Source organism: Bacillus sp. EKM501B, assembly GCF_011800505.1.
In the GTDB taxonomy this organism is placed as follows: Bacteria; Bacillota; Bacilli; order Bacillales; family Bacillaceae_G; genus Bacillus_A; species Bacillus_A cereus.
The window spans coordinates 460,002-479,516 of record NZ_JAALFZ010000002.1 but is presented as its reverse complement, the minus strand read 5'-3'; the positions used below and the strand labels follow the sequence as shown (position 1 = coordinate 479,516).

The following is a 19,515-nucleotide window of genomic DNA, read 5'->3' as shown; positions in this document are numbered from 1 at the left end:
ATGGCAGAACAATTAGTAGAAATGAACCAACAATTGGAAAATACTAACGAAGCAATCGCTCTTTTTGGAGTCAATGATGCACATTTAAAAGTAATTGAACGAGAACTGAATGTATCGATCGTAACTAGAGGAGAAACTGTTCATGTATCTGGGGCAGTTGAAACGGTGACACTCGTAGAAAAAATCTTACAGCAATTACTTGTTGTAATTCGTAAAAGTATATCAATTTCAGAGAGAGATGTTGCGTATGCAATTCAGCTTGCACAACAAGGGAAAATTGCTCAATTTGAAGAGTTATATGAAGAAGAAATTTTCAAGACTGCAAAAGGTAAATCCATTCGTGTAAAAACAATGGGGCAAAGACGATATATTCATGCGATGAAGAAGAATGATATTGTCTTTGGGATAGGGCCTGCAGGAACTGGAAAAACATACTTAGCTGTAGTAATGGCTGTGAGGGCTTTAAAACAAGGGTATGTAAAGAAAATTATTTTAACAAGACCTGCTGTAGAAGCTGGAGAAAATTTAGGTTTTTTACCAGGGGATTTGAAAGAGAAGGTAGATCCATACTTACGCCCATTATATGATGCCTTACATGATATTCTTGGACAAGAATATACGCAGCGTATGATGGAGCGAGGAGTAATTGAAATCGCGCCGCTTGCTTATATGAGGGGGCGTACGCTTGATGATTCATTTGTTATTTTAGATGAGGCTCAAAATACAACGGGTGCTCAAATAAAAATGTTTTTAACAAGATTAGGTTTTAGTTCTAAAATGGTTATTACAGGGGACCCTTCACAAGTAGACTTGCCAAAAGGGGTAAAATCAGGGCTATCTATAGCTGCTAATATTTTATCTGGTGTATCAGGTCTGTCATTTATTACATTAGAACAAACGGACGTTGTGAGACATCCATTGGTGCAACGTATTATTGAGGCATATGATAAAATGGAATGATCCTATTTGTCAGGATCATTTCTTTTTGTATGATAAGGTTGGCGAACGTCATATTTTTTACTATCATGAAAGATAAGGAAAATAAACTATAGGTACTAGTGTATAAAATGTTGCCTCAAAGTATCGTTTGGTAGAAGAAATGAAAGCTATAAATAGTTTCACTTTATTTCTGGAGAGGAGAAGGTATTGAAATCATGTCAAGATCTCAAGAAATTTCTAAGTGGTTTCGTAATTTACAACATTCGAAAAAACTAAGTTGGATTTCTTACGTTGTATTAGGAGCAGTGCTGTTTTTTGCGCTTATGAATAATGTAAAACCAGAGCAATTAGATGTTAATATGTATTCTATTGCGAAAAAGACAATCCATTCTCCTATAAAAATTGAAGATAAAGTTACAACGGATAAAAAGAAAAAAGAAGCCGCTACAAAAGTTGAAGATCAATATACATATAAAAGTGAGTATAAACAAAACAAAGTTGATATTGTGAATGACGTCTTTGCTAAAGTGGATGAAGTGGTGCAAGAGATTAAAGCTGTTGGACCGGATGATCAAAAAAAGATGACTGATGCTGAGAAAGTGGAGAAGTTAAAAAAGAAACTACCCGCTGACTTAACGAAAGAATTATCTGATTCAAACTTACTAAGTTTGATTAATGCAGATTCGAGCCAATTAGTATTAGCGAAAGATGCTGCGGTCACAGCGATTAATAGTATCATGACTGAGCATATTAAAATGGACGAATTGAAAGATGCGAAAGAACGATATGTAAGTGAGATGAATAGTGTTAATGTTGATAATGGTTTAAAAGAGTCAATTAAGGCGCTAGGAAGATATGCAATTTCAGCAAACTATTTTTATGACCCGATCTTAACGAAAGAGAAGAGAAAAGCAGAGGAAGATTTAGTTCCACCTGTTTATATTCTTCAAGGACAAGTTCTTGTTAGAGAAGGTGAAACAATTTCAAGTGATGTGTATAATCAGTTGAAATTAGTTGGTTTGTTAGAAAAAGGGAACGGCTTTCAACCTTATGTTGGATTAGCGGTACTCATTGGTGTGTTACTATACTTTATGCATAAACAATTTGAATTATTTTTAAAGAGAAAAAGAGAAGATAGACCGTATGTTTTAGCGTATATTACAATTTTGTCTATCACAATCGTCTTAATGAAAATCATTAGTTTGTTTCAAAAACTTGAATACGCGGGGATTGCATATGTTGTCCCAGTTGCGATGGGAACAATACTTGTAAAACTAATGATTGGTGATCGATTTGTCTTTTTAACGAGTATGATTTTTTCTGTATGCGGAAGTATTATGTTTAATGAAGGAGTAACGAGTACATTAAATTATAGTGTAGGGATTTACGTATTGTTAAGTTCATTATCGGTTAGTATTTTCTTGCGAGAAAAAAATCGTCGTACAATGATTTTACAAGCTGGTATACTCGTTTCTGTATTAAATGTAGTCGTATTGGCGGCGCTCTTATTATTACGTAATGGGAATTTTTCGCCTCTTGAAATTGGTACGCAATTATTAATGGCTTCACTTTCAGGGATTATATCATCCGTTTTGGCTATGGGGATTTTACCATATTTAGAAAGTGGACTTGGAATCGTATCAAGCATGAAGCTTATGGAACTATCAAGTCCAAATCATCCGCTTTTACGCAGAATTTTGTTAGAAGCGCCAGGGACATATCATCATAGTGTAATGGTAGCGAATCTTTCTGAGGCTGCTTGTGAAGCAGTCGGGGCAAATGGTGTATTAGCGCGTGTAGGGGCATATTATCATGATGTAGGAAAAACAGTACAACCGCAATTTTTTATTGAAAACCAAATGGGAATTGAAAACCCGCATGATAAATTAGATCCTGTAACGAGTAAAGATATTATAATTGCTCACGTAACGGATGGAGTAAGAATGCTCGAAGAATATCATATTCCACAAGAAATTATTGATATCGCTGGGCAACATCACGGTACAACGTTACTGAAATATTTTTATTATAAAGCTATTAAAGAAGATAAAGAAAAATATACAGAAGAGATGTTCCGTTATCCAGGTTCAAAAGCAACTTCGAAAGAATCGGCAATTGTTGGTATTGCTGATAGTGTAGAAGCTGCGGTACGTTCTATGAATCACCCAACGCCAGAACAAATTAATAATTTGGTGCAAAGTATTATTAAAGATCGACTACAAGACGGTCAATTTAGTGAATGTGATTTGACGTTTAAGGAGCTACAAATCGTTGGAAAAACGTTGTGTGAAACGTTAAATGGTATTTTCCATTCGCGTATTACATATCCGGAACTTCCGGAAGAAAAGGAGAAAGAATGAGTTTGTTAATTGATTTTATTGATGAAACAGAAGAAGTAAAAGAAGCGTATATGAGTTTAATTCGTGAAGTGTTAGAAAAAGCAGCTCAAATGGAAAATATCGAGGATGGTGCGGAGGTATCGGTGACATTTGTAGATAATGAGCGCATTAGAGAAATTAATCGTGATTACCGAGATAAAGATCAACCTACAGATGTAATATCCTTTGCGATGGAAGAAATGGGAGAAGGAGAAATGGAGATTGTTGGTGCAGAGATGCCACGCATGTTAGGTGATCTTATTATCTCTATTCCAAGGGCGAAAGAGCAAGCTGAAGAGTACGGACATTCTTTCGATCGTGAACTTGGATTTTTGGCATTACATGGCTTTTTACATTTACTTGGTTATGATCACATGACAGAAGAAGATGAAAAAGAAATGTTCGGAAGACAAAAAGAAATTTTAGAAGCTTTTGGATTAGGACGATGAAAAAAGGAAAACTTATAGATAGTTTTGGATATGCTATAGCTGGTATATTCTTTTGTTTTCGTCATGAGCGAAATATGAAAATCCATTATTTAGCCGCAGTCATTGTTATATGCTGCGGCTTTTATTTCCATATTACGAGAACAGAGTGGATGATATTACTTATTGTAATAGGGAGTGTAATGAGTTTAGAAATGGTAAATACGGCTGTGGAAAAAACAGTAGATTTAGCGACTGCCGATATTCATCCATTTGCAAAAATTGCAAAGGATGTTGCGGCAGGAGCGGTTTTATTGTTTGCAATTATAGCTGTTATAATTGGTGCTATTATCTTTTTACCGTATATGGTATAGTTGCATTCCGAAGCTTTTATTAAGCTTTGGAAGTGCCGTAAGGGGCTTTAATGAGAGAGTGTACCTCTTCATAGCTGTGAACAGGAAGGATGCGGGAATATGAATAGTAAACAATTAATTCTAGAAGCAATCGAAGCGCGTAAACAAGCGTACGTACCATATTCTAAATTTCAAGTAGGTGCAGCACTATTAACGCGCGATGGAAAAGTATATCGTGGATGTAATGTTGAGAATGCATCATATGGCTTATGTAATTGTGCTGAAAGAACAGCTTTATTTAAGGCGGTTTCTGAAGGAGATAAAGAATTTGTAGCCATTGCGGTTGTAGCAGATACAAAGCGCCCAGTACCTCCTTGTGGAGCATGTCGACAAGTTATGGTAGAATTATGTAAACAGGATACGAAAGTATACTTAACAAATTTACATGGTGACGTTCAAGAGACGACAGTCGGAGAATTGTTACCAGGAGCATTTTTAGCGGAGGATTTACATGAATAGAAAAGGTTATAAATCAGGTTTTGTCTCTATTATTGGCAGACCGAATGTTGGGAAATCTACATTTTTAAATCGTATTATCGGCCAGAAAATTGCTATTATGAGTGATAAGCCACAAACGACTCGTAATAAAATTCAAGGTGTATATACAGAAAATGATGCACAAGTTATTTTCATTGATACACCAGGAATACATAAACCTAAACATAAACTAGGCGACTTCATGGTGAAGATGGCGCAAACGACATTAAAAGAAGTTGATATCGTTCTGTTTATGGTTAATGCTGTCGAAGGCTTTGGTCGTGGTGAAGAATTCATCATCGAGAAGTTAAAAGAAACGAAACAACCAGTATTTTTAGTAATTAATAAAATTGACCAACTTCATCCAGAGCAATTACTAGAGTTAATTGATCAATATCGTAAACTACATGAGTTTGCAGAGATTGTACCAATTTCTGCGTTAGACGGTAATAATGTGGACGCTTTAATTGGAACAATTAAAAAGTATTTACCAGAAGGACCACAATACTATCCAGATAATCAAGTAACGGATCATCCGGAGAGATTTATTATTGCAGAGCTTATTCGTGAGAAAGTACTACATTTAACACGTGAAGAAGTGCCGCATTCTGTGGCTGTTGTTATCGATGCGATTCAAAAGCGTGAGGGCGGGGCAGTTTATATAAATGCAACGATTGTTGTTGAACGTGCATCACAAAAAGGAATCATCATCGGAAAACAAGGGAAAATGTTAAAAGAAGTTGGTAAGCGAGCTCGTTTTGATATTGAAGCGCTACTTGGTTCTAAAGTATTTTTAGAAGTATGGGTAAAAGTGCAAAAAGATTGGCGTAATAAAATGTCTCAGCTTCGTGACCTAGGTTTCCGCGAGGATGAGTACTAAAATAGAGTCAAGCTGTAATCAGTGGATGGTTGGTTCATCCACTGATTATTGGTTTTTATGAACTTTGATAAATTAGGAAAAATTTTTCTCACATGAAAATGGACAAAATGGGTCAATTTAATAACAACAAAGGAAATTGGTTTATAGGCTACGCTTATTGAGAAAGGTGGATTCTTATGCTAGATTTTACCTGGAAGTTTTTCTCCAAAACAGGAAGCATTGAAACGTACTTGCTTTTGAAAGAAATGGAAAAAGACGTAAACGATGAGATGGATCAACATGAAGAGGAGCTAGCGCATCTAGACTCTCCAATTTCTTGACCCGTTTTGTTCAAACCTTGGATGGTGACGAACATGTTTCAAAAAGTTGAGGGCATCGTTATCCGTACGACAGATTACGGAGAAACGAACAAGATTGTTACAATATTCTCAAGAGAACTTGGTAAGGTAAGTGCAATGGCAAGAGGGGCAAAAAAACCGAAAAGCCGATTAGCATCTGTGTCGCAATTAATGACACATGGCCAGTTTCTTATTCAAATGGGATCTGGGCTTGGAACATTGCAACAAGGCGAGATTATTTCAACTATGAAAGAAATTCGCGAGGATATATTTTTAACTGCTTATGCATCATTTATTGTTGAATTAACTGATAAAGCAACAGAAGATAAAAAACATAATCCGTATTTATTTGAAATGTTATATCAAACGTTGCATTATATGTGTGAGGGTGTTGATCCAGAAGTATTATCATTAATTTATCAAACGAAAATGCTTCCGGTATTAGGGATGCGCCCGTACTTTGATACATGTGCGATTTGTCATCAAGAAACAGACTTTGTCGCCTTCTCCGTTAGGGAAGGCGGTTTTCTGTGCTCACGTCATGCAGAGCAAGACCCGTATCGTATACCGGTAGGAGAAGCTGTTCATAAATTATTACGTCTTTTCTTCCATTTCGATTTACATAGGCTCGGAAATGTATCGGTAAAGGATAGCACAAAAAAACAAATGCGTTTAGTATTGAATACATATTATGATGAATATTGCGGAATTTATTTGAAATCAAGACGTTTTTTAGAACAACTTGATAAGTTTCAAATATAATTTTGGGCCGTATACGGTCCTTTTTACATACTTTCTTTTTCGAATAGCATATTTAGTATATAATATTTAAGAGATAGTATAACTTTTTTCGTTGTGCATTAAAGGTGGTGATTATCATAGAGCTGAATAAACGGCAAGAACATATCATTCAGATTGTAAAAGATCACGGTCCTATTACAGGGGAATCAATTGCAGCGCAATTGGGTCTAACACGTGCGACGCTAAGACCAGACTTAGCAATTTTAACGATGGCTGGTTATTTAGAAGCACGTCCACGCGTAGGTTATTTTTATACGGGTAAAACTGGGGGGCAGCTATTATCTGAAGCTGTTAAGAAAATTAAAGTACAAGATTATCAATCTAGACCGGTTGTAATTGATAAAAATGTTTCCGTATACGATGCAATTTGTACGATGTTTTTAGAGGACGTTGGTACATTGTTCGTTGTAGATCAGATGACTCTATTAGTTGGTGTTGTGTCTCGTAAAGATTTATTAAGAGCGAGCTTAGGAAAGCAGGATTTAACCTCTCTTCCGGTTAATATTATCATGACAAGGATGCCAAACATTGCGATGTGTCGTAGAGAGGATTCTTTATATGATATTGCGATGGAATTAATAGAAAGACAGATTGATGCAATGCCAGTTGTAAAAGATACGAAACAAGGTTTAGAAGTGATTGGGCGAATTACAAAAACAAATATTACACGTGCGTTTGTAAATTTAGTAAATAACGAATAAGTGTAATTTGTTTAAAGTGAGGTAATGTAATGGATAATAAAATCGTATATGTCGTATCTGACTCTGTAGGGGAAACGGCTGATTTGGTTGTTCGAGCAGCAATGGGGCAATTCCCGTTTGCTCCTGATATTAGACGTGTACCATATGTAGAAGATACAGGGACACTAAAAGAAGTGATTTCGATTGCTAAGAGTAATCAAGCACTTATATGTTTTACGTTAGTTAAGCCTGATATGCGCAAATATTTAGTAACAGAGGCTGCAAAAGAAGGGGTAGAGGCATACGATATTATCGGCCCTCTTATTGATCAAATAGAAGAAATTACGGGGCAAGTGCCGAGATATGAGCCAGGCGTTGTCCGTAGGTTAGATGAAGAATACTTTAAAAAGATTGAAGCGATTGAGTTTGCTGTGAAGTATGATGACGGCAGAGATGCACGAGGTATTTTAAAAGCGGATATCGTGTTGATTGGTGTTTCGCGTACATCAAAAACACCACTTTCCCAATATTTAGCTCATAACAAACGCTTGAAAGTTGCGAATGTACCACTCGTGCCAGAAGTTGACCCACCTGAAGAACTATATCAAGTGGCAAAAGAAAAATGTTTCGGTTTGAAAATTACGCCAGATAAGTTAAATCATATTCGAAAAGAACGATTAAAATCACTTGGATTAAGTGATGGAGCAACATATGCAAATATTAATCGTATTCAAGAAGAAATTAATCATTTTGAGGAAGTAATTAGTAAAATAAATTGCCAAGTAATCGATGTATCGAATAAAGCGATTGAAGAAACAGCAAATATTATTGTGAATGCAGTGCAAAACCAAAAAATGTTTTAGCACATTTACCGAAGGTGAATGTGCTTTTTTCGCTCGTGTGAAATATGATACCTATGGATTTTGTAATAGATTGTAGTGTAATGGTTATACTTATACTCCTTTGTCTTTTAGTATATTCAAGGTGTGAGTTTGTCATCCTGAAATGTAAGATGAAAAAATAAAGGGATATGTAGCGTAGTTGAAGAAAATATATTATAATAAAAAATTGTGATAAAAACCTATATTTTACGTTTAGACTTTAATTTTTCAGAATAAACTAGGGATAGGATTTACGAAAAAGACATGTAATTACGTTAAATCGACAAAATCTATACAAGAAAACGCACATTATGGAAGGATTCGCAGAAGGGATGTAGAATACAGAAATATGCAAAGCATCAACAACATATTAGTTGGTGTAGATGTATATCCCGTGAAGGCTGAAATTGTGCAAGTTGGAGCGGAATTTCATGTCGGAATTTTGTTTGTCGCATCATATGCTCATCCTTTAAGGAAATAGCAAGGCAATTGGATCTTTGTAGATACTGAACAAAATGGAGTTGATCGTTATATGGATCAACATGAAAAAGTTACAAATCTCAAGATCAAACAGTATATGTGGCTTGCTACTCTTCTTATAAAAAGGTGTATATGTATTGTTTCTAAGAGATACATTTGTAACAGATGAGCAAATGTATACAATTTTATATAGCAAGTATGTATATGCGATTTATGCAGATAAAGGACCTATAGGAAAGGTTCAAAATCGTTTATACAATGTAATCGGCAACACTTTCTAACAAGTTTAGAAAAATATTGTCGAATTATAAAGGAATTTTTTAATTTATATCGAATACAAAATACGACACGGAGATGGAGTTATGGGGAACAGAATTCCCGAAGAAGTTGTTGAACAGATTCGGACATCATCCGATATTGTAGAAGTCATTGGTGAATACGTTCAACTTAGAAAACAGGGGCGTAACTATTTCGGCCTTTGTCCATTTCATGGTGAGAATTCTCCTTCATTCTCTGTTTCATCTGATAAGCAAATTTTTCATTGCTTCGGATGTGGAGAAGGTGGAAATGTATTTTCCTTTCTAATGAAAATGGAAGGACTGGCTTTTACCGAGGCTGTTCAAAAGCTAGGCGAAAGAAATGGAATTGCGGTTGCAGAGTATACATCAGGGCAAGGACAACAAGAAGACATATCTGATGACACTGTCATCATGCAACAAGCTCATGAATTATTGAAAAAGTATTATCATCATTTATTAGTAAATACGGAAGAGGGAAATGAAGCACTTTCATATTTATTAAACCGTGGTATTACGAAAGAGATGATTGAGAAGTTTGAAATTGGTTATGCATCACCTGCTTGGGATGCAGCGACGAAAATTTTACAAAAAAGAGGTTTATCGCTGTCTAGTATGGAACAAGCTGGCCTTCTAATAAGAAGTGAGAAGGATGGTAGTCATTATGATCGCTTCCGTGGAAGAGTTATGTTCCCGATCTATACGTTACAAGGTAAGGTGATAGCGTTTAGTGGAAGGGCGTTAGGAGATGACACTCCGAAATATTTAAATAGCCCTGAAACACCGATTTTTCACAAAAGTAAATTGTTGTATAACTTCCACCAAGCAAGACCGTTTATTAGAAAGCGTGGGCAAGTGGTTCTTTTCGAAGGATATGCCGATGTACTAGCTGCGGTAAAAAGTGGTGTGGAAGAAGCTGTTGCGACAATGGGAACAGCTTTAACTGAAGAACAAGCAAAACTTCTGCGACGTAACGTTGAAACTGTTGTTCTTTGCTATGATGGTGATAAAGCAGGGCGAGAAGCGACGATGAAAGCAGGGCAATTATTGCTAAAAGTTGGTTGCCAAGTGAAAGTCACATCCTTGCCAGATAAGCTTGATCCTGATGAATATGTGCAACAATATGGGACTACTGCTTTTGAAAATCTTGTGAAATCAAGTGTGAGTTTTGTTGGTTTTAAAATAAATTATTTGCGTTTAGGGAAAAATTTGCAAGATGAGTCTGGCAAAGAAGAATATGTGAAGAGTGTTTTAAAAGAGTTATCGTTGTTACAAGATGCGATGCAGGCAGAGTCATATTTGAAGTCATTATCGCAAGAATTTTCGTATTCAATGGAAACACTTTTGAACCAATTGCACCAATATCGCAAAGAACAAAAGGTACAGCAAAAACAAATAAAGCAGGTTGCTAAACCGTCTCAAGTCGTTCAAACAAAACCGAAGTTAACAGGTTTTGAAAGAGCGGAAAGAGAAATTATTTACCATATGTTGCAAAGTGCAGAAGTAGCTGTTCGTATGGAATCCCATATAGAAGATTTTCATACAGAAGAACATAAAGGGATTTTATATGAACTATACGCATATTATGAAAAGGGAAATGAACCTTCAGTTGGAACATTTTTAAGTTGGCTCTCTGATGAAAAGTTGAAAAATATTATCACTGATATTTCGACGGATGAATTTATTAATCCAGAATACACAGAAGAAGTGTTGCAAGGCCATTTGGAGACGCTTAGACGGCATCAGGAAAAACTTGAAAAGATGGAAATTATCTTTAAAGTGAAACAAATGGAAAAAACAGATCCTGTAGAGGCTGCTAAATATTATGTAGCATATTTACAAAATCAAAAAGCGAGAAAATAGCTTTTTTGATAAAGTTTTAGTATAATGAATGTTTGTATCTCGCGTAAGGAGGGGAACAGATGGCTGACAAACCAGCTCGTTCTAAACAAATTGAAACTGAAATGACCCTTGAGCAAGTGAAAGAACAACTCACTGAGCTCGGAAAAAAACGTGGCGTTCTTACATATGAAGAGATTGCAGAACGCATGAATGGATTTGAAATTGAATCCGATCAAATGGATGAATACTATGAATATTTAGGTGAACAAGGCATTGATTTAGTTGGTGATAATGACAACGAAGAAGGCCCTAATAATCGCCAAATTACAAAAACAGAAGAAGAGTTTGACCTCAATGATTTAAGTGTACCACCTGGGGTTAAAATCAACGATCCTGTTCGTATGTATTTAAAAGAAATTGGTCGTGTAGACTTACTATCTGCAGAAGAAGAAATTCGACTTGCAACGCGTATTGAAGAAGGCGATGAAGAAGCGAAACGTCGTCTTGCAGAAGCAAACTTACGTCTTGTAGTAAGTATTGCAAAGCGCTATGTAGGCCGTGGTATGCTTTTCTTAGACTTAATTCAAGAAGGTAATATGGGTCTAATTAAAGCTGTTGAAAAGTTCGATTATCGTAAAGGTTTCAAATTTAGTACGTATGCAACTTGGTGGATTCGCCAAGCTATTACACGTGCCATTGCAGACCAAGCGCGAACAATTCGTATTCCAGTTCATATGGTTGAAACGATTAATAAGTTAATTCGTGTACAACGTCAATTATTACAAGATTTAGGTCGCGAACCATCTCCTGAAGAGATTGGTGAGGAAATGGATCTTGCTCCAGAAAAAGTACGTGAAATCTTAAAAATTGCACAGGAGCCAGTTTCTCTTGAAACACCAATTGGTGAAGAAGATGACTCCCATTTAGGTGACTTTATTGAAGACCAAGAAGCAACATCGCCTGCGGACCATGCAGCCTATGAATTGCTAAAAGAACAATTAGAAGATGTGTTAGATACACTAACAGATCGTGAAGAAAATGTTCTACGTCTTCGTTTCGGTTTAGATGATGGACGAACTCGTACGCTTGAAGAAGTTGGGAAAGTATTCGGCGTAACGAGAGAGCGTATTCGTCAAATTGAAGCAAAAGCACTTCGCAAATTAAGACATCCAAGCCGTAGTAAGCGTCTTAAGGATTTCTTAGAATAGGTTATTTTTTAAGTTTACTTCACTTTTGTGAAGTAAACTTTTTTATTTTGTTAATTTTTGTTAAAATTTAGCTATGGGCAACGATTACAATTTCTTGTAATTTATTTTACAGAATTGTCTTTTGATTTGCAAATGCTCATTTTTCGATTTTTCGATTAATTTTGTTTATTATATACAAAAATATATGTAGAAAAGCGAAAAATATGATGAGAAACGTTAATAATTATCGAAATAATAAGCGATATGACAATAAAAAACAATAAACTGAATTTATGGAATATTTTTAACAAGTAGTAGTTTGCTCTTTTCTGATAGAGCGTTTTCAAGTACAATATAAATGACTGAATCATCTAACTATTTAGGGGTATAGAGGGGGGAGAAGAGATATGAAACGTAATCCGCTGATTCCGTTCGCTCTTATTGCAGCATTGGGTATTATCGTTATGTTTGTATTTTCATTTCAGGGGCTAAATAAATCTAAAGAGTTAGCTGATGCAAAAAATGGCGGGAAGCCAGCACAAACGGCATCAAAACCAGAAGATATTGTGAAGCAAAGCTGTACGAGCTGCCATGGTGATCAGTTACAAGGGGCAGTTGGACCTAACTTACAAAAAATTGGTGGGAAACTTTCAAAGGATGAAATTAAAGAAATTCTTTCGAAAGGAAAAGGCAATATGCCTGCCAATATAGTTCCAGCTGATCAAGCCGCTAAAGTAGCTGATTGGTTATCGAAGAAAAAATAAAGTTCCGTATGACAAGCCTTTTGCTTATGCAAAGGGCTTGTTTTTCTATATTTTCTAAAATACGATGAATGATAGAGCGGTGAATTGTTGTTATGGGCTTGCAACAACTACTATAAATTCATTATCATGGAGACAGACTGACAAGAGAAGGAGTAATGGAAATACATGAATGAAGTAAAGCTTTCAAAACGATTAGAAGAAGTTGTACGTGAAATACCAGTAGGATCTACAGTTGCTGATATTGGATCGGATCATGCGTATTTACCGTGTTATACAATTATAAATAATATTGCTACAAAAGCAGTTGCAGGAGAGGTTGTAGATGGACCATTTCGCTCTGCGCAAGCAACTGTAGCTGAAAGTGGTTTACAAGATAAAGTAGATGTGCGTAAAGGGAATGGATTAGCTGTTATCGCACCAGGAGAAGTAGATGTAATTACGGTTGCCGGAATGGGCGGAGCGTTAATTCGTGACATTTTAGAAAGTGGTAAAGAAAAATTAGAAGGTGTAACACGTTTAATTTTACAGCCTAATATTGCAGCGCATCATATTCGTGAATGGTTTATTGAGAATGGTTGGGAGCTTATCCATGAAAAAATCGTAAAAGAAGATGGGAAAATTTACGAAATTTTAGTAGGGGAGCGCGGAAATGTTGTAGCGCCTTACTCTGAAAATAAACAAGCTGAATTGTTTATGGGACCATTTTTAATAACAGAAAAAAGTGAAGCCTTCGTTGAAAAATGGGAAGGAGAATTAAAAAACTTCCAAAATATTTTAAAACAGTTAGAACGTGCGGCTGATTCTGAAGAAACAAAAGCGAAGCGTGGGGAAGTAGAAGCGAAAATGAAAATGATAGGGGAGGTTTTATCATGAGTAAAATTCCAAACGGCCATGAAATTATTTCTTTATTTGAAAGTATGTATCCGAAGCATTTGGCAATGGAAGGAGATAAGATTGGTCTGCAGATTGGAGCGCTTAATAAACCCGTGCAGCACGTATTGATTGCGCTAGATGTAACGGAAGAAGTTGTGGATGAAGCAATTCAATTAGGGGCAAATGTCATTATTGCTCATCATCCTTTAATTTTTAACCCGTTAAAAGCGATTCATACAGATAAGGTGTATGGGAAAATTATTGAAAAGTGTATTAAAAATGATATTGCAATCTATGCAGCGCATACAAATGTGGATGTTGCTAAGGGCGGGGTAAACGATTTACTTGCTGAGGCGTTAGGATTGCAAAATACAGAAGTTTTGGCACCGACATATGCAGAAGAAATGAAAAAAGTTGTTGTGTTTGTGCCAGTCACTCATGCAGAAGAAGTAAGGAAAGCATTAGGAGACGCAGGTGCTGGTCATATCGGCAATTATAGCCACTGTACGTTTAGTAGCGAGGGTACAGGCACATTTGTACCTCAAGAGGGGACAAATCCTTATATCGGGGAAACTGGACAGTTAGAACGTGTAGAAGAAGTGCGAATCGAAACGATTATTCCAGCTTCCTTACAGCGGAAAGTGATTAAAGCAATGGTAACGGCGCACCCTTATGAAGAAGTAGCGTACGATGTGTATCCGCTTGATAATAAAGGTGAAACGTTAGGCCTAGGAAAAATAGGATACTTACAAGAAGAAATGACGCTTGGCCAATTTGCAGAACATGTGAAACAATCATTAGACGTGAAGGGCGCAAGAGTTGTCGGTAAGTTAGATGATAAAGTGCGTAAAGTAGCTGTACTTGGTGGAGATGGTAATAAATATATAAACCAAGCGAAATTTAAAGGAGCAGATGTATATGTAACTGGTGACATGTACTATCATGTTGCTCATGATGCGATGATGCTCGGTTTAAATATAGTTGACCCAGGACATAATGTTGAAAAAGTAATGAAACAAGGTGTGCAAAAGCAATTACAAGAAAAAGTGGATGCAAAGAAACTCAATGTACACATTCATGCTTCGCAGTTACATACAGATCCATTTATATTTGTATAAGAAAAATAAAAACCGTTGCTCATGTAAGCAACGGTTTTTATTATTGTTCTTTTTTCACTTTCACGCGAGGTAATATTTTTTGTAACGGTACTTTTCGAACTCTTTCCCATGTAGCGGGATTCATTGGGTCATATTGCTCTAAGAAAGCGATAACTTCTTTCGTAATTGGCGTTGGAGTAGAAGCACCTGCTGTAACAGCTACGTTTTCTACACCTTGTAGCCACTCTAATTGAATTTCGCTTACATCAGCAACTCGATATGCTTTTGTACCCGCGATTTCTTGTGATACTTGTGCTAAGCGATTTGAATTGTTACTTTTCGGATCACCAACAACAATTGTTAAGTCTGCAACATCAGCTTGTTTAGCGACAGCTTCTTGGCGAACTTGAGTAGCTAAACAAATTTCTTTATGGAATTCTGCTGTTGGGAATTTTTTTTGAATGTCCTCCATTAAATGTTGAACATCCCATTGACTCATCGTTGTTTGATTTGTTACTAAAATTTTATCTGTTGGGATTTCTAATGTTTTTAAATCATCGGCTCTTTCGATAAGGTGAACGATGTCAGGTGCAATACCAACTGCGCCTTCTGGCTCTGGATGATTTTTTTTACCGATATAAATGACATGATACCCTTCCGCTTTCTTAGCTTCGATAAGGTCATGCGTCTTGGTAACATCTGGGCAAGTGGCATCGATTGTTGTTAAACCTTTTTCTTTTGCGCGTTGTTTAACTTCTGGAGAAACACCGTGTGCTGTGAAAATAACAGTACCAGAATCAATTTTATCTAAAATTTCTAAGCGACTTGGACCGTCTAATGTGATGATTCCATCTTCTTCAAAAGCGTCTGTAACATGTTTATTGTGAACAATCATACCTAAAATATAAATGGGTCTCGGCAATGATTTATCTAATGCAGCATTACGTGCAATTACCATTGCATCGACAACACCGTAGCAATAACCACGAGGGGAAATTTTAACAATTTTCATATGAGTAATCCTCTCCTTCTAAACAAGGGATACTTTTGTGCATAGTCTTTTACATTATAAAGGAGGAGTGGATAGAAAACAAAGGATTGTTACACATATAGTTTTGGTTTTGTTGCTGTTTGTTGAACTGGTTCTTTCGGTAACTCTTTTTCTATTACAGGTTCAATCACTATTTTCTTTCGTTTTCGTTTCTTTTTTTGAGGTGCAGGAGGCGGACTTTCTACCTCAACTGGCTCTGTTACATTTTCCGTTTGATTTTCTTCCGTACTTTTTCCAGAGGTGAGGATTTTAACAATGCTTGGTAGACTACGCATAATAGGACCATACTGTTCGACGACAGGACCTACAGATTGAACGACTTGAGATACTTTTTCGATGTTGTTTATCATATTAGTGGGATTCGAAATTAAGTTCGAAAAGAAACTGCCGATGCCACTGCTTGCTGTTGCCGCAGCTGTAGTTGCGCCGCCGCGCGTTTCATTTGATTCATACATTTGAGGCGGTATCATTTGCTCAGGGTGTTGCTGCATGTATGGTTGATATTGTGGATGTTGCTGCTGATATTGTTGGTGGTATTGCTGCTGATATTGCTGTTGATATTGTGGCGGTGGTGGTTGCTGATGCATCATCGGTTGCCCTTCCATTTGTCGGTAAGGTGGAACCATTTGCATAAAAGGCTCGGTTGGATCGTGTTTTTTAAAAAGCTTAGCAAGAAAACCTTTCTTTTTTTGTGCCATTGGTGGTAGTTGTGGAATTGGATATGGTGTATAAGGTTGTTGCCCTGGATTCGGATACATTTGCCTTGTAGGGGATTTCGGAAACATGTGAGAAATCCTCCTTTCTTCAGTTAGGTATATACACATACAATATGCAATAAAAGGGAAGAAGGTTAGTTTTTGAAGTGAAAACCTAAACTAAAGATGGATTTTACTTGTAGATTTCGATATAATGTAGACTTGACTGATTTGTGCGCGCAGTAGAAATTTTAGAAAGAAGGTGTAACTTATGACACAACAAACTTTTACACAGTATGATTTTAAACCATTTTTAATAGATGCAGTTCGTGAACTACGCTTTACAGAGCCGACAGGAATTCAGCAGAAAATTTTCCCGGTCGTGAAAAAAGGTGTAAGTGTAATTGGACAATCCCAAACAGGTTCTGGGAAAACACATGCATACTTACTTCCTACATTAAACAGAATTAATGCAAGTCGTGAAGAAGTACAACTTGTTATTACAGCGCCTACTCGTGAGTTAGCACAACAAATTTACGAAGAAATCGTGAAATTAACAAAGTTTTGTGCGGAAGACCAAATGATTACAGCACGTTGTTTAATTGGTGGAACTGATAAACAACGCTCAATTGAAAAGTTGAAAAAACAACCTCATATCGTAGTTGGAACACCAGGACGTATTAAAGATTTAGTAGAAGAGCAAGCATTATTTGTTCATAAAGCAAATACGATTATTGTCGATGAAGCAGACTTAATGCTTGATATGGGATTCATTCATGATGTAGATAAAATTGCAGCACGCATGCCTAAAAACTTGCAAATGTTAGTTTTCTCTGCAACAATTCCTCAAAAACTAAAACCGTTTCTGAAGAAGTATATGGAGAATCCAGAGCATATTCATATCAATCCAAAACAAGTTGCAGCTGGAAACATTGAACACTATTTAGTGCCTTCTAAACATCGTAATAAAATTGATTTAGTGCATAAAATGCTACTTCAATTTAAACCGTATTTAGCAGTTGTTTTCACGAATACGAAAAAGATGGCAGACCAAGTTGCTGATGGATTAATGGAACGCGGCTTAAAAGTTGGACGAATTCACGGGGATTTATCACCACGTGATCGTAAAAAAATGATGAAACAAATTCGTGACCTTGAATTCCAATATATTGTTGCGACTGATTTAGCAGCACGTGGTATTGATATTGAAGGGATTAGCCATGTTATTAACTATGAGCTACCATCAGATTTAGATTTCTTCGTTCACCGCGTTGGAAGAACAGCACGTGCGGGGCATTCTGGTATTGCAGTGACGATATATGATCCAGCAAACGAAGAAGCATTAGATAGTTTAGAAAAACAACGTCATATTGAGTTCAAGCATGTAGATTTACGCGGAGATGAGTGGGCCGATTTAGGTGAGCGTCGTCGTCGTAAGAGCCGTAAAAAACCAAATGACGAACTTGATGTTATGGCGACGAAAGTTATTAAAAAACCGAAAAAAGTAAAACCAAACTATAAACGTAAACTTGCAACAGAACGTGACAAAGTGAAGAAAAAATATGGCAATAAAAAAAGATAAGGGGTTTCCCTTATCTTTTTTTTATCCCGCTATTTGTGGGGGGTGTAATCAATATGGATAGAAAAGTATTGATTAAAGTTCCACTTAATCCAGCTAATTTAAATGAAAAGTATAGTTTGTATAAATAGTCATATAAATTTGTGTAGTGCGTCTTTTGTGAACAAACAATTCACTACATATTTCTACAAATTATGCTATCATTATATCTATTGTATATTGAAGAGGTGATTGTATGTTAAAGATTGGATCTCATGTTTCCATGAGTGGTAAGAAAATGTTATTAGCAGCAAGTGAAGAGGCTGTTTCATACGGTGCAACAACGTTTATGATTTATACAGGTGCACCGCAAAATACACGAAGAAAACCAATTGAAGAATTGAACATAGAAGCAGGAAGAAAACATATGGAGCTGAACGGAATTGAGGAAATTATCGTCCATGCGCCGTATATTATTAATGTTGGGAATACGACGAAGCCAGAAACATTCCAATTAGGCGTAGACTTTCTTCGCATGGAAATTGAAAGAACATCGGCATTAGGTGTAGCGAAACAAATTGTTCTTCACCCAGGAGCGCACGTTGGTGCTGGAGCAGATGCTGGTATTCAACAAATTATTAAAGGGCTTAATGAAGTATTAACGCCAGAACAGACGGTTAACATTGCGTTAGAGACGATGGCAGGAAAAGGAACAGAATGCGGTCGTAGCTTTGAAGAAATTGCAAAAATTATTGATGGTGTAAAATATAATGAAAAGCTATCTGTATGCTTTGATACGTGTCATACGCACGATGCAGGATATGATATTGTAAATGACTTTGACGGCGTATTAAACGAATTTGATAAGATCGTTGGTATAGATCGTTTACAAGTACTTCATATTAATGATAGTAAAAATGTACGCGGAGCAGGAAAAGACCGTCATGAAAACATTGGATTTGGTCACATTGGGTATAAAGCATTGCATCACATTGTACATCATCCACAGTTAATGCATGTACCAAAAATTCTTGAAACACCGTATGTAGGGGAAGATAAAAAAGATAAGAAGCCACCATACAAATTGGAAATCGAAATGCTGAAAAACGGCACTTTTGATGAAGGGCTTCTTGAAAAAATTAAAGCGCAATAAGGAGGGGGAAATCCCCTCCTTATTTTAGTAGTTGCTGAAATAATGTATTTACTTGTTGGGCAGTGGCAGGGGAAGTTACTTTTGCGATTTGTTTTAAGAGCTCTAGTCGCTCGTTGTTATCGTAAATATTAATATTTTTACCCTTCATAAGTAAAACGATTTGATCAGCTTGTGCGGCTGTAATGGGAACTTCATATTCTTTGCTATATTTTAATAACTCTTTTGTAGAAATATGATTTAATTTTTTATTAACAATTTGTTTAATGAGGTTCATCTTATTATCCTCCTTCACGCGTTCTTCTATCGA

The 19,515-nt window shown here is 36.3% G+C and carries 21 protein-coding genes; 18 read left to right on the top strand and 3 right to left on the bottom strand.

Going from position 1 to position 19,515, the window contains the following annotated elements:
* The 16 genes from HFD78_RS07290 to HFD78_RS07215 all read left to right on the top strand — a co-directional run bounded on the left by HFD78_RS07290 (nt 1) and on the right by HFD78_RS07215 (nt 14,772).
* Complete coding sequence (locus tag HFD78_RS07290) at nt 1–960, top strand: PhoH family protein (protein WP_000840520.1); 960 nt, start codon at nt 1–3, stop codon at nt 958–960.
* A gap of 194 nt (nt 961–1,154) precedes the next feature.
* On the top strand, nt 1,155–3,299 hold the full coding sequence (locus HFD78_RS07285; protein WP_000091514.1) for an HD family phosphohydrolase: 2,145 nt from the start codon (nt 1,155–1,157) through the stop codon (nt 3,297–3,299).
* Entirely contained in the window at nt 3,296–3,766 is a 471-nt protein-coding gene (ybeY, locus tag HFD78_RS07280; RefSeq protein ID WP_000054679.1) for an rRNA maturation RNase YbeY, read from the top strand. The genes HFD78_RS07285 and ybeY overlap by 4 nt, the downstream gene beginning before the upstream one ends.
* Nucleotides 3,763–4,116, top strand: coding sequence for a diacylglycerol kinase family protein (locus tag HFD78_RS07275; protein WP_000715469.1), 354 nt, complete (start codon nt 3,763–3,765; stop codon nt 4,114–4,116). The genes ybeY and HFD78_RS07275 overlap by 4 nt, the downstream gene beginning before the upstream one ends.
* A 99-nt stretch (nt 4,117–4,215) precedes the next feature.
* A complete protein-coding gene (locus HFD78_RS07270; RefSeq protein WP_001086282.1) occupies nt 4,216–4,614 on the top strand; it encodes a cytidine deaminase in 399 nt (132 codons plus the stop codon).
* Nucleotides 4,607–5,512: a GTPase Era gene (gene era / locus HFD78_RS07265; protein WP_001080229.1), complete on the top strand. Its 906-nt coding sequence runs from the start codon at nt 4,607–4,609 to the stop codon at nt 5,510–5,512. Before HFD78_RS07270 ends, era begins: the two co-directional genes overlap by 8 nt.
* Before the next feature lie 176 nt (nt 5,513–5,688).
* A complete protein-coding gene (locus HFD78_RS07260) occupies nt 5,689–5,832 on the top strand; it encodes a YqzL family protein (RefSeq protein ID WP_000883924.1) in 144 nt (47 codons plus the stop codon).
* Nucleotides 5,833–5,865: 33 nt separating this feature from the next.
* The gene (gene recO / locus HFD78_RS07255; RefSeq protein ID WP_000487013.1) at nt 5,866–6,612 is read left to right on the top strand and encodes a DNA repair protein RecO; all 747 of its coding nucleotides are present in this window, start codon (nt 5,866–5,868) and stop codon (nt 6,610–6,612) included.
* Between the two features lie 107 nt (nt 6,613–6,719).
* Nucleotides 6,720–7,352, top strand: a complete 633-nt coding sequence (gene ccpN, locus HFD78_RS07250) for a transcriptional regulator CcpN (protein WP_000583756.1) — start codon at nt 6,720–6,722, stop codon at nt 7,350–7,352.
* 29 nt (nt 7,353–7,381) lie between these two features.
* Nucleotides 7,382–8,194 (top strand): pyruvate, water dikinase regulatory protein, encoded by an 813-nt coding sequence (locus HFD78_RS07245; protein WP_000368937.1) that lies wholly within the window; start codon nt 7,382–7,384, stop codon nt 8,192–8,194.
* A 635-nt stretch (nt 8,195–8,829) separates the two neighbouring features.
* Entirely contained in the window at nt 8,830–8,973 is a 144-nt protein-coding gene (locus HFD78_RS07240; RefSeq protein WP_000479733.1) for a hypothetical protein, read from the top strand.
* Between the two features lie 81 nt (nt 8,974–9,054).
* Nucleotides 9,055–10,851: a DNA primase gene (gene dnaG, locus HFD78_RS07235; RefSeq protein ID WP_000528221.1), complete on the top strand. Its 1,797-nt coding sequence runs from the start codon at nt 9,055–9,057 to the stop codon at nt 10,849–10,851.
* A gap of 59 nt (nt 10,852–10,910) precedes the next feature.
* Entirely contained in the window at nt 10,911–12,038 is a 1,128-nt protein-coding gene (rpoD, locus tag HFD78_RS07230) for an RNA polymerase sigma factor RpoD (protein WP_000764066.1), read from the top strand.
* A 386-nt stretch (nt 12,039–12,424) separates the two neighbouring features.
* Nucleotides 12,425–12,781 (top strand): cytochrome c550, encoded by a 357-nt coding sequence (gene cccA / locus HFD78_RS07225; protein ID WP_000828141.1) that lies wholly within the window; start codon nt 12,425–12,427, stop codon nt 12,779–12,781.
* Nucleotides 12,782–12,946: 165 nt separating this feature from the next.
* A complete protein-coding gene (locus HFD78_RS07220) occupies nt 12,947–13,654 on the top strand; it encodes a tRNA (adenine(22)-N(1))-methyltransferase (RefSeq protein WP_001006545.1) in 708 nt (235 codons plus the stop codon).
* Entirely contained in the window at nt 13,651–14,772 is a 1,122-nt protein-coding gene (locus HFD78_RS07215) for a Nif3-like dinuclear metal center hexameric protein (RefSeq protein ID WP_000036233.1), read from the top strand. The genes HFD78_RS07220 and HFD78_RS07215 overlap by 4 nt, the downstream gene beginning before the upstream one ends.
* A gap of 40 nt (nt 14,773–14,812) precedes the next feature.
* Here the strand turns inward: HFD78_RS07215 and HFD78_RS07210 are convergent, their stop codons facing one another.
* Both HFD78_RS07210 and vrrA read right to left on the bottom strand, forming a co-directional pair.
* On the bottom strand, nt 14,813–15,763 hold the full coding sequence (locus tag HFD78_RS07210) for a 4-hydroxy-3-methylbut-2-enyl diphosphate reductase (protein WP_000706659.1): 951 nt from the start codon (nt 15,761–15,763) through the stop codon (nt 14,813–14,815).
* An 89-nt stretch (nt 15,764–15,852) separates the two neighbouring features.
* On the bottom strand, nt 15,853–16,587 hold the full coding sequence (vrrA, locus tag HFD78_RS07205; protein ID WP_000484170.1) for a VrrA/YqfQ family protein: 735 nt from the start codon (nt 16,585–16,587) through the stop codon (nt 15,853–15,855).
* Between the two features lie 181 nt (nt 16,588–16,768).
* Between vrrA and HFD78_RS07200 the strand changes: the two genes are divergently transcribed.
* Both HFD78_RS07200 and HFD78_RS07195 read left to right on the top strand, forming a co-directional pair.
* Entirely contained in the window at nt 16,769–18,079 is a 1,311-nt protein-coding gene (locus tag HFD78_RS07200; RefSeq protein WP_000194015.1) for a DEAD/DEAH box helicase, read from the top strand.
* A 232-nt stretch (nt 18,080–18,311) separates the two neighbouring features.
* The gene (locus HFD78_RS07195) at nt 18,312–19,208 is read left to right on the top strand and encodes a deoxyribonuclease IV (RefSeq protein ID WP_000912460.1); all 897 of its coding nucleotides are present in this window, start codon (nt 18,312–18,314) and stop codon (nt 19,206–19,208) included.
* A gap of 19 nt (nt 19,209–19,227) precedes the next feature.
* On the opposite strand, the gene HFD78_RS07190 is transcribed toward HFD78_RS07195, so the two are convergent.
* The gene (locus tag HFD78_RS07190) at nt 19,228–19,482 is read right to left on the bottom strand and encodes a DUF2624 domain-containing protein (protein WP_001048954.1); all 255 of its coding nucleotides are present in this window, start codon (nt 19,480–19,482) and stop codon (nt 19,228–19,230) included.
* Nucleotides 19,483–19,515: the final 33 nt, after the last annotated feature.